Consider the following 13,101-nt stretch of genomic DNA (forward strand, 5'->3'; position numbering starts at 1 on the left):
TTTAGCTCAGAGTTTATGGCATTTCTTTTGTATTGGTTTGTCTCTTTCTTGAGTTTTTCTTTTAGCTCTTTTTCTTTCTTTTCGTAAGTGCAGATTGCATACTCCAAGTATTCCTTGTCTGAAAGAAGTTTTAGATAGTTCTCTGGGATTTCTTCCTTAAAACCTAAAGCCCTTCTTCCTATCACGTATGCGCCCGCTATGTCTTTGTCTATCCCAAGCTGTGGTGCATATTTTAGTGCTCCTATAACAGAAGTGAAAGCGGGATCTACCTTGATAACCTCTATCCCATTTAGCTTTGCAGTTCTTTCAATCTTTGAAAGCAAGCTCTTAAAGTTCCAATGATGTAGTCTCTTCCTTAGCTTAGCCTTCCCATCCCCACGATAACCACGATTGACTTTCTTTAAGTTTTCTATAGCTATAGCTTTTCCTTTCTCTTTTGCTATTTCTACTATTCTGTGTGCCAAAAGCCACTCTTCGTAGTCCCTTCTGTTTTTTGGATAGCCCATAAACTCGTGTAAGCTAATACTTTGATAGCTCAAAAGATTTCCATCAGGGCTTACTTCTGCTAAAGCTAAATGCAAAGGACTTGCGTTTGTGTCTATGGCTATCACTCCATACTCTTTGGTTAGCCATACCTCAGGTGTAGGAACTTCAAAAGAAACATTCCCATAAATCTCTCCATCCCTTAGCTTTAGCTCTACTGTGTAAGGGAAATAAACTTTACTTTGCCAACTCGTGTGAAGCATAGTCAAAAACGTGTTCCACTTGTCTTTTTCATTGCTTGGTTTTCTTAATACCTTTGCATAAATAAGTTCCCTATTCCCTGTTGTAATTCTTAAGTGAAGCTTTCCGTTTATGCTTTCAAACCTCAAAAGTCTGTTGCCTTTATCTGCCTTTGATCCTACGCTTATTAAAGTTCCCTGTCTTTGTTCTTTCCACTTTCTTTTTAACTTTTCCCTACTTTTCTCGTCTCTGTTTTTACAGAGCCTTTCAAAAAGGGCTTTACCGCCAAACACGACTTTTTTATCTGTTGGATACTGTTTTGCTTTGTAGATAGCAGAGTCTATGTATTTGGTAGGTAAGTCAGGAAACAGTTGTCTTAGCTTTTGGTATATTTGGTTATGGGAGTTTTTGTCTCTCAGCAGTTTATAAGCTGACCTTATAGCGGATGATTGCTTACGCATTAGCTGGAAGAGCTTTTTTCTGTCGGAACTGTTTAGCTGGAGTTTAAACTGCACGCTTACATACATCTTAGGCTTTTATTATAACTACCTTGAAGGATTTTTAGAACAACCTTTACCACTTGACAATATCTTCTAATAGAGATTAATTAAAACTAAAAGGAGGTTCTACCATGGATAGAAGAGGGTTTTTTGCATTTCTAGGCCTATTAGGCTCTATGCCAATTTTAAGTAAATTCGCTTACGGACGTTCTAAAAAGCTGGGCTTTAGTGATTTAAAAAGAGAGGCAGAAATTAACGTGGTCTATCATGCGGATTTTGGAGAAGAGAAGAGGTTTAAAACAATGTTGCGTAATATAAGAAACCATTTATCGGTTTATGATAATGATCCTACAAAGGTTAAGATAGTTATAGTTGCTCATGGTGCAGGTGTGAAATTCTTTATGAAAGATTTAACTGGAAGCCCTTGGGAGAAAGAGAATATAGATACTAAAGCCATAGAACAAGAACTTAGAGATCTAAACATCTATGGTGTGGAACCACTTATATGCGAAATAACTATCAAAAGATTAAAGCTGGACGCTGAAAAGTTGTATGATTTTTGTAAGCTAGTGCCTTCTGGAGTAGGGGCAATTGGAGAGTTGCAAGCTAAGGGATATGCTTACATAAAGGTTCAGTAAGCCTTAGATAGCAAGATTTAAAAAGGAAAAACTATAGGGTAAATATTAGTAAAACATTGTCAAATTTTATTAGCTTACTTATATTTAATAACTATGGAAGATCTAAAGAGGTCTGCGGAAGAACTTTTTCAAGAAGCTTACAAATATCACATGCTTGGGGAGCTTGATAGGGCAATAGAGCTTTACGAAAAATCAGCTGAAATTTACCCTACCGCCATTACCTACACCTTTATGGGTTGGGCATACAGCATGAAGGGAGACTACGAAAAAGCTATAGAACTGTGTTTGAAGGCCATTGAACTAGACCCAGATTTTGGAAACCCATACAACGATATCGGCTCTTATCTTATAGCTCTTGGAAGGTATGATGAAGCTATTCCTTGGTTGAAAAAAGCAATAGTTGCAAAAAACTACGAACCAAGGCACTATCCTCATATGAACCTTGCCCGTGTGTATTTGGCAAAGGGTATGTTTAAAGAAGCATTGTGGGAACTGGAAAACGCTATAAGAATAGCCCCAAATTACAAACCAGCCCACATCCTAAGGCATCAGATACTTGCTATGTTAAATTGATTTAAAATATTTTTCCGGTGAGCCCTTTTCCAAGCAAGGGAATAACTCAAAATTCAAAAGAAGTCCAGGAAGGATGGATCTTTGTTGCCATTGAGGGCACATCCGTAGATGGTCATCAGTTTGTAAAGGAAGCTTTAGAAAAAGGAGCCTCTTTGGTTTATGTAGAGAAGGACATAGGCATTCAGGATCCAAGAATAGTCAAGGTGGAGGATACACGCAAGGTTTTGGGAGAGCTTGCAAACGAATTTTTTGGAAAGCCTTCTCAAAACCTTAAGGTCGTAGGTGTTACAGGCACCAACGGAAAGACTACCACAACCCATTTAATAGAGTCCATACTAAACAAAGGGGGGATACCTACAGGTTTGATGGGCACAATATATTACAGATTTAGGGAAAAGGTGTATGAATACGAAGGAAGAACCACGCCGGACCCTGTAAAGTGGCACCAAACCCTCAGACAGATGCTAAATGACGGGGCAAAGGCTGTAGTTTCGGAAATATCTTCCCACGCACTGGATCAAAAAAGAACATGGAGCACAAAGTTTTTTATTACTCTCTTTACTAACCTGTCTCAGGACCATCTTGATTACCACGGCACCATGGAAAACTACTTTAGAGCTAAGCTTAGGCTTTTTAAGGAATACGAGTGGGATTATGCCATAATTAATGCGGATGATCCTTACGGTCAAAGGATCCTTGAAGAACTGCGGGGAAAAGCTTTGACTTACGGAAAAAGGGGAGATCTGAAAATTTTAGATTTCCAAACTTCCTTGGAAGGCAGTAGGCTAAAATTGGAGTGGCAGGGAAAAACCTTTGAGTTTTCTTCAAATTTGAGGGGAGACTTTCAAGCTTACAACTTAAGTGCCAGCATTCTTGTAGGCTTTCTCTTTGGTTTGGAAAGGGATGCTATACAGGAGGGTGTTAAGCATGTTTTGGTGCCCGGTAGGTTTGAAACTTTCTCCAAGGACGGAAAGTTGGCAATCGTGGATTACGCCCACACACCAGACGCCTTAGAAAAAGTGCTAATCACAGCCAAAAAGCTCACCAAAAAAAAGTTATGGGTAGTCTTTGGTGCAGGTGGAAACAGGGACAAGACTAAAAGACCGCTTATGGGCTCGGTAGCGGAAAAGTGGGCAGATGTGGTTGTTGTTACTTCCGATAACCCAAGGTGGGAGGAACCAGAAGAGATAATAGGTGATATACTAAAAGGAATAAAGAATTTGAACAAGGTTATCGTTCAAAAGGACAGGAGGGAAGCAATAAAGCTTGCACTGCAGAATGCAAAGGAAGGGGACGTAATCTTAATCGCAGGAAAGGGCCATGAAGATTATCAGGAGATAAAAGGTATAAAGTATCCTTTTAGAGATCAGGATGTGGTAAAGGAGGTTTTTAATGTGTGACCTTGAGAACCTTTATTACCATCTCAGAGATGAACTTTTGAGGATCTACAAGGAGGCAGAAACACCCTTTCCCAAGGTGAAAATCACTAACCTGCAATCTGCAAGACTCTGCGGTCTTGCCAACCTGGCAAAGATCCTTCTATATTTGGAAAGGGATGGATACGTGCAGGTAGAAAACAAAGAGCAAAGCCTTCAGGACTGGGAAGTGCAGATAGAAGCTTCTATCCTTGACTTTATGCTCGGCTCGTAATGTATGAAGAGAAACCTATAAAGAAAATTCCAAAAGATCTAAGACCGAGGGAAAAGTTAAGCAAGCTTGGAGCTGAGGTGTTGTCAGACGAAGAGCTAGTTGCCATAATTTTTGGATCTGGCAGTAAAGGGGAGGATGTAATGAGTTTAGCTAAAAAGGTGGCAGAGTTAGGTTGGAACAAGATAAGTTCTATGAGCGTAGAACAGCTAACAAAAGAAATAAAAGGTTTAGGTTTTGCCAAAGCCTGTCAGCTAAAGGCGATTATAGAACTGTCAAAAAGGATAAGTGATCCATACTCAGGGTTTAAAATATCATCACCGCAAGAAGTCTACAGGTTTGTAAAAGAAAAAGTCCAACTGGACGAAAGAAGAGAACACCTAATAGCCCTTTATCTTACACCCACAAACAAGGTAATAAACTTTGAAGTGGTAGCCATTGGTAGGATGAACTCCTTATATGCGGAACCAAAGGATATCCTTTACGGAGCCATACAAAATGGATGTAGTTCAATAATAGTCCTTCACAACCACCCCAAGGGAGAGGCTAAACCCTCAAAAGAAGACATAGAATTTACCCAAAGGCTAAAGCAGGCGTGCCAGCTTTTGGGTTTTGAACTGCTCGACCACATTATCCTCACCAAAGACAATTATTACTCCATGAAAGCCAATGGTTACCTTTGAACTTACTCCCCACAGGCTGATCCTTCTCTCCTACATATTGGTCATACTCGTAGGTTCCTTTTTTCTTCTTCTTCCTATCTCCACATACAAAGACATAAGCTTTTTAGATGCCCTTTTTACTGCAACCTCTGCGACCACTATAACAGGGTTGGTGGTGGTTGATACTCCTTCCACCTTTACCCCCTTTGGTCAGCTAATAATCCTTGCGCTTATTCAAATAGGTGGTCTCGGATACATGGGATTTACCACCTACTTTTTGATATTGCTAAGAAGAAAGCTGAGCTTAAGGGACAGGCTACTTCTGGCTGAGTCTATGAACTATCCCGGTATGCACGGGCTGGTAAGATTTATAAAAAGAATCGTTCCAGTGGTTTTTTTAATAGAACTTACGGGAGCCTTTTTTCTTTTCATTTTATTCCTTAGGGACTTCTCAAATCCGCTGAATGCCCTATGGCAAGGAATCTTTCATTCGGTTTCTGCCTTTAACAACGCAGGCTTTAGCATACTTCCAGATGGTCTTGCGCCTTACAGAGGAAACATACCGGTAAACATTATTTTTTCGGTGCTGATCATTTTGGGTGGTCTTGGCTTTTATGTAATTCAAGAGCTGATACTTTATTACAGAGGACAGGTTCTCAGACTGTCTACTCACACCAAGATAGTGATAACCTTCACTGGGCTTTTGCTTTTTTGGGGATTTGTCCTGCTTTTGACGGAAACCATCCAATGGAAAGAGCTTAGCCTAAGGGAGAGAATACTGGTAGCTTTTTTCCACAGCGTATCCGCAAGGACTGCAGGCTTTAGCACGGTGGATCTAAAAGATTTTTCCGAAGGTAGTTTATTCTGGATAATAATTTTAATGTTCATAGGCACTGGTCCAGGTGGCACCGGTGGGGGAATAAAGATAACCACAGCGGTGGTAATCCTTTTGGTAGTGCACAGTTACCTGAGCGGAAAAAACCAAATTGTTATATTTGAAAGGAGAGTTGCCGAGACTACCGTCCAAAGGGCAATAACTATATTTATTCTCTCCTTTGCATACACTACCTTTGTCACCCTTCTATTAACCAAGCTGGAGGGAACACCCTTGCTTCCTACGCTGTTTGAAACGGTATCTGCCTTCTCTCCGGTTGGCCTTTCTGTGGGGAACTCTCAGGGTCTTAGTTTTTGTGCAGACTTTTCTCCAATTGGTAAGATGATAATTATAATTACTATGCTTATGGGAAGGGTGGGAATACTGAGCTTTATGCTTGCCATCTACGGTAAAGGCAAAGAGAGCAGAGTAAAACCCCCTGAAGCGAGAATACTGCTATGAAAAGGATAAAGGATAAAATCTTTGGAGTTATAGGGCTTGGAAGGTTTGGTTACCACGTAGCTAAGACCTTAGCTCAAGGTGGAGCAGAAGTCATAGCCTGCGATTCGGATGAGGAAAAGGTTCGGCAGATAGCAGACCTTGTATCCATGGCCTTTGTCCTTGATGCCACTGACGAAAAGGCTCTAAAAGAATCGGGTATAGTCAATGCAGATACTGTTGTGGTGAGCATAGGAGAAAACATAGAGGCAAGCATTCTTATAGTAGTTCAACTGAAAGAGTTAGGAGTAAAAGAGGTTATCGCCAAAGCGGCTAATCCTATGCACGGCAAGATTTTGGAAAGACTTGGAGTAGATAGGGTAATCTATCCGGAAAGGGACATGGCTATAAGGCTTGCCCACTCTTTGCTTATGGGTCAGTTCATAGAAGAAATTCCCATAGGTGACCAATTTAGTATATTTGAAATAAAAGCTTTTGAAGCCCTGTTTGGGAAAACCCTTAGGGAGTTAGATCTAAGAAGACGTTTTGGGGTAAGTGTGTTGGCGATCAAGCGTCAGGACAGCATGCTGGTAAATCCTTCAGGAGAGGAAAAGATCCTTGAGGGGGACATTTTGGTTGTTCTTGGGACCACAGAGCAGTTGGCTAAGCTAACCTCTCAATGAGAAATCTGCTCAGACTTTTGTCCCTTTCCCTAAGTCAGTGTATTCACTGCGAAAAGGAAGCGTTTAAAGATCACTTTCTTTGTTTAGACTGTCTTGAGCGTATAAAGCCTGCGTATTCAATGGAATATAAGGCCATACCTTATCTTTTTTCCTACAGAGTCTTTTCTACTTACGATGGTCCCCTAAGGAGTGCCATACTTCACATAAAGTTTTACAATAATCCCTTTCTTGCCAGAAAGTTGGGAGCCCTCATAAGCCAATCTTTGTGGGAATACATACATGAGGTCAAACCGGACCTAATAACCTTTCCTGAGCTAAACTTAAGAAGGTTTTGGGTCAGGGGCTTTAATCATGTGGAGGAGATCCTAAAAGGTGCAGAGGTTCCCTATCAGAGAATATTTAAAAGGAAGGGCTTTGACCCACCTATGGCTAATATGGAAAGGGAACAGAGAAAGAAAGCGGTTCTGTCGCACACCTTAAGGAAAGAGTGGGCAGATCTGTTGGAGGGTGCAAAGGTTTTAGTGGTGGATGATATACTGACTACAGGAGAGACCATCTCAAGACTTTGTGAGCTTTTAGTTTCAGTAGGTGTAAAAGAAACCTATGCGTTCTTTTTGGCACGCTCATTATAGACTGCCGAAGTTGTTCAAAAACCCTTATGTATTATATTAATACTTAAGGAGGTGATTAAGGATGGCAATGCCCACAAGGGAAGAAATTGAAGCGGTTTTGGATGAAATAAGGCCCGCTCTTAGGTTTGACGGTGGAGATGTAGAACTGGTGGATGTTCAAGAGGATGGAGTTGTATTGGTTAGAATGATGGGAGCCTGTGCTGGTTGTGGTATGTCTATGCTTACCCTAAAGGCTGGTATAGAAAGGGCTTTAAAGAGCAGATTTCCCGAAATAAAGGAAGTAAGGGATGTTAACTTAGATATACCAACTACCTTCGGTTTTTAAGTTTGTCTGCTTTTTACTTACTGCTGGGAATAGCGGTAGGCATACTTTACGTTGAAGTACTTTACATAGTTCTTAGGCGTGGCACTTTTTTAGCATTGGCTACTTATCCCATCAGAGCCTTTGTTTTTGCCCTTTTGATGGCATTTCTTTTGCTAAAAAGCGGAGTTGTGAATGCTATAACCCTTATTGTCGGCTTTTTCGTTGGACTTTTGATACACACTATAATTAGGGGGTTTTTAAAAGTTGGCTTTCCTAAACTTTCTTGAACCTCTGTTTTTAAACTCGGTCTTTCAGTTTTTTGTCTATTTAGCATTACTCCAGATATTAGCCCAAGTATTCTTGGAAAGAAGAATAGCCTTTTGGATTGCGTCCATATCTACCACTTACCTATGGACAGTAAATTTTGAACTTATAACACCTTTGAAGGGTTGGACTATAATCTTGAGCGTGTTGTTTGTTTACTTTTTAATAAAACACCTTTTCCACATAAATCTATTCTTGCTTTTAAAAGGTAAAAAAAGGTGTAGCATGTGTTACTCTGAGGTTCATAGAAAGGCTATTGTATGTCCATTCTGCCATCATAGATTTTCCGAGAAAGAAGAAAATGCTTAGATTTTCTTTACGTAAAGCGTCAGACCCTTGACTTCTTCTACCAACACTCTTTCACCTTTTTTAATGTCGTCTTTACTTATTGCATTCCATATTTCACCTTTTATGAAGACCTTTCCTTTCCCACCTTCAAAATCCACCATTGCCTCTCCCTCTTCTCCTATAAGCTCTTCGTATCCAGTCATCTTTTTTCTTTTCTGCGCTTTTAAACCGAGCCTTCCTGCAACCAAAAAGAAAAAGGCAGTGGCAAAGACCATGGTAACTATAACAGACAGGGGAATGTCTCCGTAGGGAGAATCTGGACCGATCAAAACTAAGGAACCTATAGCCAGGGCTATAATACCTGCTATAGCTAATCCACCAAAGGTCGGAGTAATCAGCTCTAACACAAGCAGGAGCAAACCAGCTAAAATAAGAAGCAAACCAAGCCAGTTTATACCAATAACTCCCAAACCATATAAACCTAAGAGAAGGCTAACCACACCTACCGCACCGGGGATTATGGATCCTGGATTGTAAAGTTCAAAGAATATACCGTAAAATCCTATCAAGAGAAGCATGTAAGCTACCGTAGGGTTTGTGATGATTTTTAAAAAGGATTCTCTAAGACTCTCTTGCACATCCACTACCGGCAAGCCAGAGGTTTTTATAATTATTTCTTTCCCGTGTTTCTTTACTTTTCTACCGTCCAGCTTCTTCAGAAGATCAGTTTTATCTACCGCTATAAGGTCTATCACCCCTTCCCTTAGGGCTTCATCCGGCGTAAGGGAAATGCTCTCTTTAACCATTTTTTCAAGCACCTCTGGATTTCTACCTTTTTCCTTTGCTATGGACCTAACAAAAGCTAACATATCCTGAAGAGCCTTTTCTTTGACCGCTTCTTCCATTTTTTCTCCACTTACTTGAACTGGATGGGCTGCTCCTATGTTTGTCCCTGGAGCCATCGCTGCTATGTCTGCAGAAGCAGTTATTATTGCACCAGCTGAGGCCGCTCTTCCACCAGGAGGATAAACATACACCACCACCGGTAAAGGTGTTTTCTGAAACTCTTGAATTATTTGCCTCATGGAAGTTTCAAGCCCTCCGGGGGTGTTAAGTTCAAGGATAAAGAGCGTTCCGTTTTCCTTTTCTGCCTTAGCTATGTTCCTTTTTACATACTCAAGCATTATAGGACTAACCACATCATCCCACTTTGCGTAAAAGATCTTCCCAAAGGATAAGCTAAAGAGTATGAGGGAAAAAAGTAAAACGATCATAATCAATTAGTTTAAAATAAATTTCTAAGGTCTTATTCTCACCCACAAGCTCCACAGCACATCAACCACTATATGCATAAGTTCGGAGGCCAATAGTCCAAGTATTGTATAAAATGCCCATTCTTTGTAAGCTATACTTTCAATCAAAACCAAGGGGTTTATACTTGACAGTATTTCTGAACCCTCTTTCCAATGGTTTGGAATAAGTAGGTAAAGCATAATGTATATTAAGGTTAGCACAAACATTAGGTAAAATAGCCTTAGGAATGTTCCTAAAATGGGGATATGTGAAAGACCACGGTGTTTGAAAACTTTCTGGTATGGATACCAAATAATTTTCAAAAATTTCCATCTTTTGGTAGGTTTGGAGTGTTTTAGGTCTAAGTCGGGAGACAGGAAAAAGGTTCCAATTGTGTAGCCCAAAATAAAGGGTAGGTATGTTTCTTTTGGTAAAAAGTAAAGAAAGCCCGGCAGGGCAAAAAGGTTTAAAAACTCGTGGGACTTAGCTAAAGCCAAGGCTTAGTGTCCGTGCTTGTGCATACTATGTTCCATTTTCCCCATGCCTTTTTTTACCGGAGCTTGAACTTTTATCTCACCAGATTTTTCAAATTTTAAGGTGATCTCTACAGTTTGTCCTTCTTTGAGAGGTTCCTTTAGGTCTATTATCATTACATGCAAACCACCGGGCTTTAGTTCAACTGTTTTCCCTGCCGGCACCTCTATTGCATCAACTCTGCGCATCTTTCCGCCTACCGTTTCGTGCAATTCTGTTATCCTGGATACGTTGTTGGAGGCATCCACGAGCCTGTCTGCTTCTGTGCCTTTGTTTTCAATCTTCATATAGGCTGCGGTATTTTTAGCATTTGGAGGCACAAGCCTTACCCATGGGTCCTTGATTTCAATCTTTGGTTGGGCTAAAGCAAAACCTAAGGCAGATAACCCTAAAATTAAAGCCTTTACCATTATGGCACCTCCTGTGTTATAGTTAATTTAAATTTATCACAAAATTTAACCTGTGTCAAACATAACCCAGAGAGGTTGGGGGAACCCTCTAATTAGGGAGTTTTTCGAACTACATAATGAACTTTACTACCTTGAAAAAAACTTCTTAAGTAAAAGTTTCTTTAGGTTTTCCAAACCTTCACCTGTTATGGAGGATATACTGCAAAATTCATATCCCCTTTCTTTGAAGTAATTTTCCAGATAATTTAAAAAGCTCCTGTCAGAAAGAGAGTCAATCTTTGTAGCAACCACTATCTGTTCTTTTTCCAGCAATTTTTGACTGTATTGTTCAAGTTCTCTGTTTACTATGTGGAAAGCTTCAATTGGGTCCTTATCCCTTCCGTCAGATACGTCTATAAGGTGAAGTAAGAGCTTAGTTCTTTCCACATGTCTTAAAAACTCAAATCCTAAGCCTTTACCTTGGCTGGCGCCTTCTATAAGCCCCGGAATGTCTGCCAAAATAAGCCTGTGTTCTTCGCTTAACTCCAAAACTCCAAGCACAGGCGAAAGTGTGGTAAAAGGATAATCCGCTATTTTAGGCTTAGCCTTGGTCAGTTTTGATATAAGGGTTGACTTTCCTGCGTTGGGGAGTCCGATCAGACCTACGTCCGCAATGAGTTTTAGCTCTAAGATCAGCCATCTTTCTTCTCCTTTTTGTCCTTTTTCTGCATACTTAGGTGCTTGATTGGTAGGCGAAGCAAACCTTGCATTGCCCCTTCCACCTCTACCACCCTTTGCTACTACACATCTTTGTCCCTCTTCTACTAAGTCGCATATAACTTCCCCTGTGATGGCATCCTTTACCACTGTTCCCACAGGGACCTCTATGATCAGGTCCTCTCCATCCTTTCCTGCCTGATTTTTCCCTTTTCCGTGCTCTCCGTTTTGGGCTTTGAATTTTGTTCTGTATTCAAAGTCCAAAAGAGTGTGCTTGCTATGAGTAGCAACGAGGATAACATCTCCGCCTTTGCCACCGTCTCCGCCCGCTGGTCCGCCAAAAGGTCTGTATTTTTCCCTCAGAAAAGCTACCGCACCATTACCCCCATCTCCCGCTTTAACATAGATCTTAACCAGATCTACAAACATACTCATAACATGTGTCCAAGCTTTTGTTTTTTTGTTTGCAGATACCTTTCATTGTGCTCACAAGCTTCTACCTTCAGCGGGACCCTTTCTACCACTTCCAATCCATAACCCTCAAGTGCTACAATCTTCCTTGGGTTGTTTGTAAGAAGTCTCATCTTTCTGACGCCAAGGTCCAAAAGGATCTGCACACCTATACCGTAGTCCCTCAGGTCCGCAGCGTATCCAAGCTTTTCATTAGCTTCCACCGTATCATATCCTTTATCCTGCAGAGCGTAAGCCTTTATCTTATTTACTATCCCAATACCTCTACCTTCGTGTCCCATTATATAAACCAACACGCCCTTTCCTTCCTCTGCTATTTTCATAAGCGCCGCTTCAAGCTGACCTCTACAGTCACATCTGAGAGACTTAAACACGTCTCCTGTCAAGCACTCAGAATGAACTCTCACAAGCACAGGCTCATCCTCTTTCCACTCTCCCATTGTAAGGGCTACCTGTTCTTCACCGGTAAGAACATGCTTGTAAGCGTGGATCTTAAAGAATCCATAACGGGTAGGCAAGTTTGCTGTCGCTTCTCTTACCACAAGTCTTTCTTTTTTAAGCCTATACCGTATGAGGTCCGCTATGGTTATTATCTTGAGGTTAAAACGTTTGGCAAATTCCACAAGATCAGGAAGCCTTGCCATAGTCCCATCGTCTTTCATTATCTCACATATCACACCTGCGGGATAAAGCCCAGCCAATCTTGCCAAATCTACAGAAGCTTCTGTATGTCCAGCCCTTTCCAAAACTCCTCCAGGTTTAGCCTTAAGGGGAAAAACATGTCCTGGTCTTATAAAGTCAGAAGGTTTTGCGTCTGGACTGACCGCCAACTTTATGGTGATAGCTCTGTCAAAGGCAGATATGCCGGTGGTAGTCCCATACTTCGGATGGGCATCTATAGAAACGCAAAAGTAGGTTCCCTTAGGATCTGTGTTTCTAATCGCCATAGGGTATAAGTCAAGCTCCTCGCACCTTTCAGGAGTAAGAGTAAGGCATATAAGCCCCCTTGCATACTTTGCCATAAAGTTTATAGCTTCTGGGGTGACTTTTTCTGCAGCCATAACCAAATCCCCCTCGTTCTCCCTATCTGGATCATCCACCACTATAACCATTTTGCCTTCCCTTATATCTTCAATAGCCTCTTCTATTGATGCAAAAACAAATTCACTCATCCTTTTCTCCTCCTTGGTCTTTTTTAGCTAAACTTCTTATACTTTCCCAAATTTTATCCAAAATGCTTTGCTTGTATGCTTTTTGCACTTCTATCGCCTGCTCATCAGAAACAGCTTTTTTTAACTCCTCTCTGTATTCACCTCTCAATTTTTCTATAAATGGCCCGCCGTAGTGAATCCAAAGATGGTCTATTATGAGAAAGGCTACCAAAAGATAGAGAATCCATTTGATCATAAAA

At 40.9% G+C, this 13,101-nt stretch carries 18 protein-coding genes; 11 read left to right on the forward strand and 7 right to left on the reverse strand.

What is annotated here, in order from left to right:
• Positions 1–1,250, reverse strand: a 1,250-nt coding sequence (locus tag K217_RS0106760) for an IS200/IS605 family accessory protein TnpB-related protein (RefSeq protein WP_029552361.1), incomplete at its 3' end; no start/stop codon positions are given.
• 104 nt (positions 1,251–1,354) lie between these two features.
• Here K217_RS0106760 and K217_RS0106765 point away from each other — a divergent pair.
• The 11 genes from K217_RS0106765 (at position 1,355) to K217_RS0106815 (ending at position 8,307) form a co-directional block, all read left to right on the forward strand.
• Positions 1,355–1,861: a DsrE family protein gene (locus K217_RS0106765; protein WP_029552362.1), complete on the forward strand. Its 507-nt coding sequence runs from the start codon at positions 1,355–1,357 to the stop codon at positions 1,859–1,861.
• Between the two features lie 93 nt (positions 1,862–1,954).
• Positions 1,955–2,434, forward strand: a complete 480-nt coding sequence (locus K217_RS0106770) for a tetratricopeptide repeat protein (protein ID WP_029552363.1) — start codon at positions 1,955–1,957, stop codon at positions 2,432–2,434.
• Between the two features lie 17 nt (positions 2,435–2,451).
• On the forward strand, positions 2,452–3,834 hold the full coding sequence (locus K217_RS0106775) for a UDP-N-acetylmuramoyl-L-alanyl-D-glutamate--2,6-diaminopimelate ligase (RefSeq protein ID WP_197017601.1): 1,383 nt from the start codon (positions 2,452–2,454) through the stop codon (positions 3,832–3,834).
• Positions 3,827–4,084: a polysaccharide deacetylase family protein gene (locus tag K217_RS0106780; protein WP_029552365.1), complete on the forward strand. Its 258-nt coding sequence runs from the start codon at positions 3,827–3,829 to the stop codon at positions 4,082–4,084. The genes K217_RS0106775 and K217_RS0106780 overlap by 8 nt, the downstream gene beginning before the upstream one ends.
• The gene (gene radC / locus K217_RS0106785) at positions 4,084–4,764 is read left to right on the forward strand and encodes a RadC family protein (protein ID WP_029552366.1); all 681 of its coding nucleotides are present in this window, start codon (positions 4,084–4,086) and stop codon (positions 4,762–4,764) included. The genes K217_RS0106780 and radC overlap by 1 nt, the downstream gene beginning before the upstream one ends.
• Positions 4,751–6,079: a TrkH family potassium uptake protein gene (locus K217_RS0106790; RefSeq protein WP_029552367.1), complete on the forward strand. Its 1,329-nt coding sequence runs from the start codon at positions 4,751–4,753 to the stop codon at positions 6,077–6,079. The genes radC and K217_RS0106790 overlap by 14 nt, the downstream gene beginning before the upstream one ends.
• A complete protein-coding gene (locus tag K217_RS0106795; protein ID WP_029552368.1) occupies positions 6,076–6,738 on the forward strand; it encodes a potassium channel family protein in 663 nt (220 codons plus the stop codon). The genes K217_RS0106790 and K217_RS0106795 overlap by 4 nt, the downstream gene beginning before the upstream one ends.
• Positions 6,735–7,370: a ComF family protein gene (locus tag K217_RS0106800; RefSeq protein WP_029552369.1), complete on the forward strand. Its 636-nt coding sequence runs from the start codon at positions 6,735–6,737 to the stop codon at positions 7,368–7,370. The genes K217_RS0106795 and K217_RS0106800 overlap by 4 nt, the downstream gene beginning before the upstream one ends.
• Before the next feature lie 61 nt (positions 7,371–7,431).
• The gene (locus tag K217_RS0106805; protein ID WP_029552370.1) at positions 7,432–7,695 is read left to right on the forward strand and encodes a NifU family protein; all 264 of its coding nucleotides are present in this window, start codon (positions 7,432–7,434) and stop codon (positions 7,693–7,695) included.
• Positions 7,696–7,697: 2 nt separating this feature from the next.
• Positions 7,698–7,961 carry a hypothetical protein gene (locus tag K217_RS0106810; protein WP_029552371.1) on the forward strand — a complete coding sequence of 88 codons (264 nt, stop codon included), beginning with the start codon at positions 7,698–7,700 and terminating at the stop codon, positions 7,959–7,961.
• Positions 7,939–8,307: a hypothetical protein gene (locus K217_RS0106815; protein ID WP_029552372.1), complete on the forward strand. Its 369-nt coding sequence runs from the start codon at positions 7,939–7,941 to the stop codon at positions 8,305–8,307. Before K217_RS0106810 ends, K217_RS0106815 begins: the two co-directional genes overlap by 23 nt.
• Here the strand turns inward: K217_RS0106815 and K217_RS0106820 are convergent.
• From K217_RS0106820 to K217_RS0106845, 6 genes are all read right to left on the reverse strand, one after another.
• Entirely contained in the window at positions 8,304–9,560 is a 1,257-nt protein-coding gene (locus tag K217_RS0106820; protein WP_029552373.1) for an NfeD family protein, read from the reverse strand. The genes K217_RS0106815 and K217_RS0106820 overlap by 4 nt on opposite strands.
• Positions 9,561–9,584: 24 nt before the next feature.
• Positions 9,585–10,076: a metal-binding protein gene (locus K217_RS0106825; protein ID WP_029552374.1), complete on the reverse strand. Its 492-nt coding sequence runs from the start codon at positions 10,074–10,076 to the stop codon at positions 9,585–9,587.
• A gap of 3 nt (positions 10,077–10,079) precedes the next feature.
• On the reverse strand, positions 10,080–10,523 hold the full coding sequence (locus K217_RS0106830; RefSeq protein ID WP_029552375.1) for a copper chaperone PCu(A)C: 444 nt from the start codon (positions 10,521–10,523) through the stop codon (positions 10,080–10,082).
• Between the two features lie 126 nt (positions 10,524–10,649).
• A complete protein-coding gene (obgE, locus tag K217_RS0106835) occupies positions 10,650–11,648 on the reverse strand; it encodes a GTPase ObgE (protein ID WP_029552376.1) in 999 nt (332 codons plus the stop codon).
• 2 nt (positions 11,649–11,650) lie between these two features.
• Positions 11,651–12,862 (reverse strand): bifunctional 3,4-dihydroxy-2-butanone-4-phosphate synthase/GTP cyclohydrolase II, encoded by a 1,212-nt coding sequence (locus tag K217_RS0106840; protein ID WP_029552377.1) that lies wholly within the window; start codon positions 12,860–12,862, stop codon positions 11,651–11,653.
• Positions 12,855–13,097 (reverse strand): hypothetical protein, encoded by a 243-nt coding sequence (locus K217_RS0106845; RefSeq protein ID WP_029552378.1) that lies wholly within the window; start codon positions 13,095–13,097, stop codon positions 12,855–12,857. Before K217_RS0106845 ends, K217_RS0106840 begins: the two co-directional genes overlap by 8 nt.
• Between the last annotated feature and the right edge of the window lie 4 nt (positions 13,098–13,101).

This window comes from Thermocrinis jamiesonii, from assembly GCF_000702425.1.
Classification (GTDB): domain Bacteria; phylum Aquificota; class Aquificia; order Aquificales; family Aquificaceae; genus Thermocrinis; species Thermocrinis jamiesonii.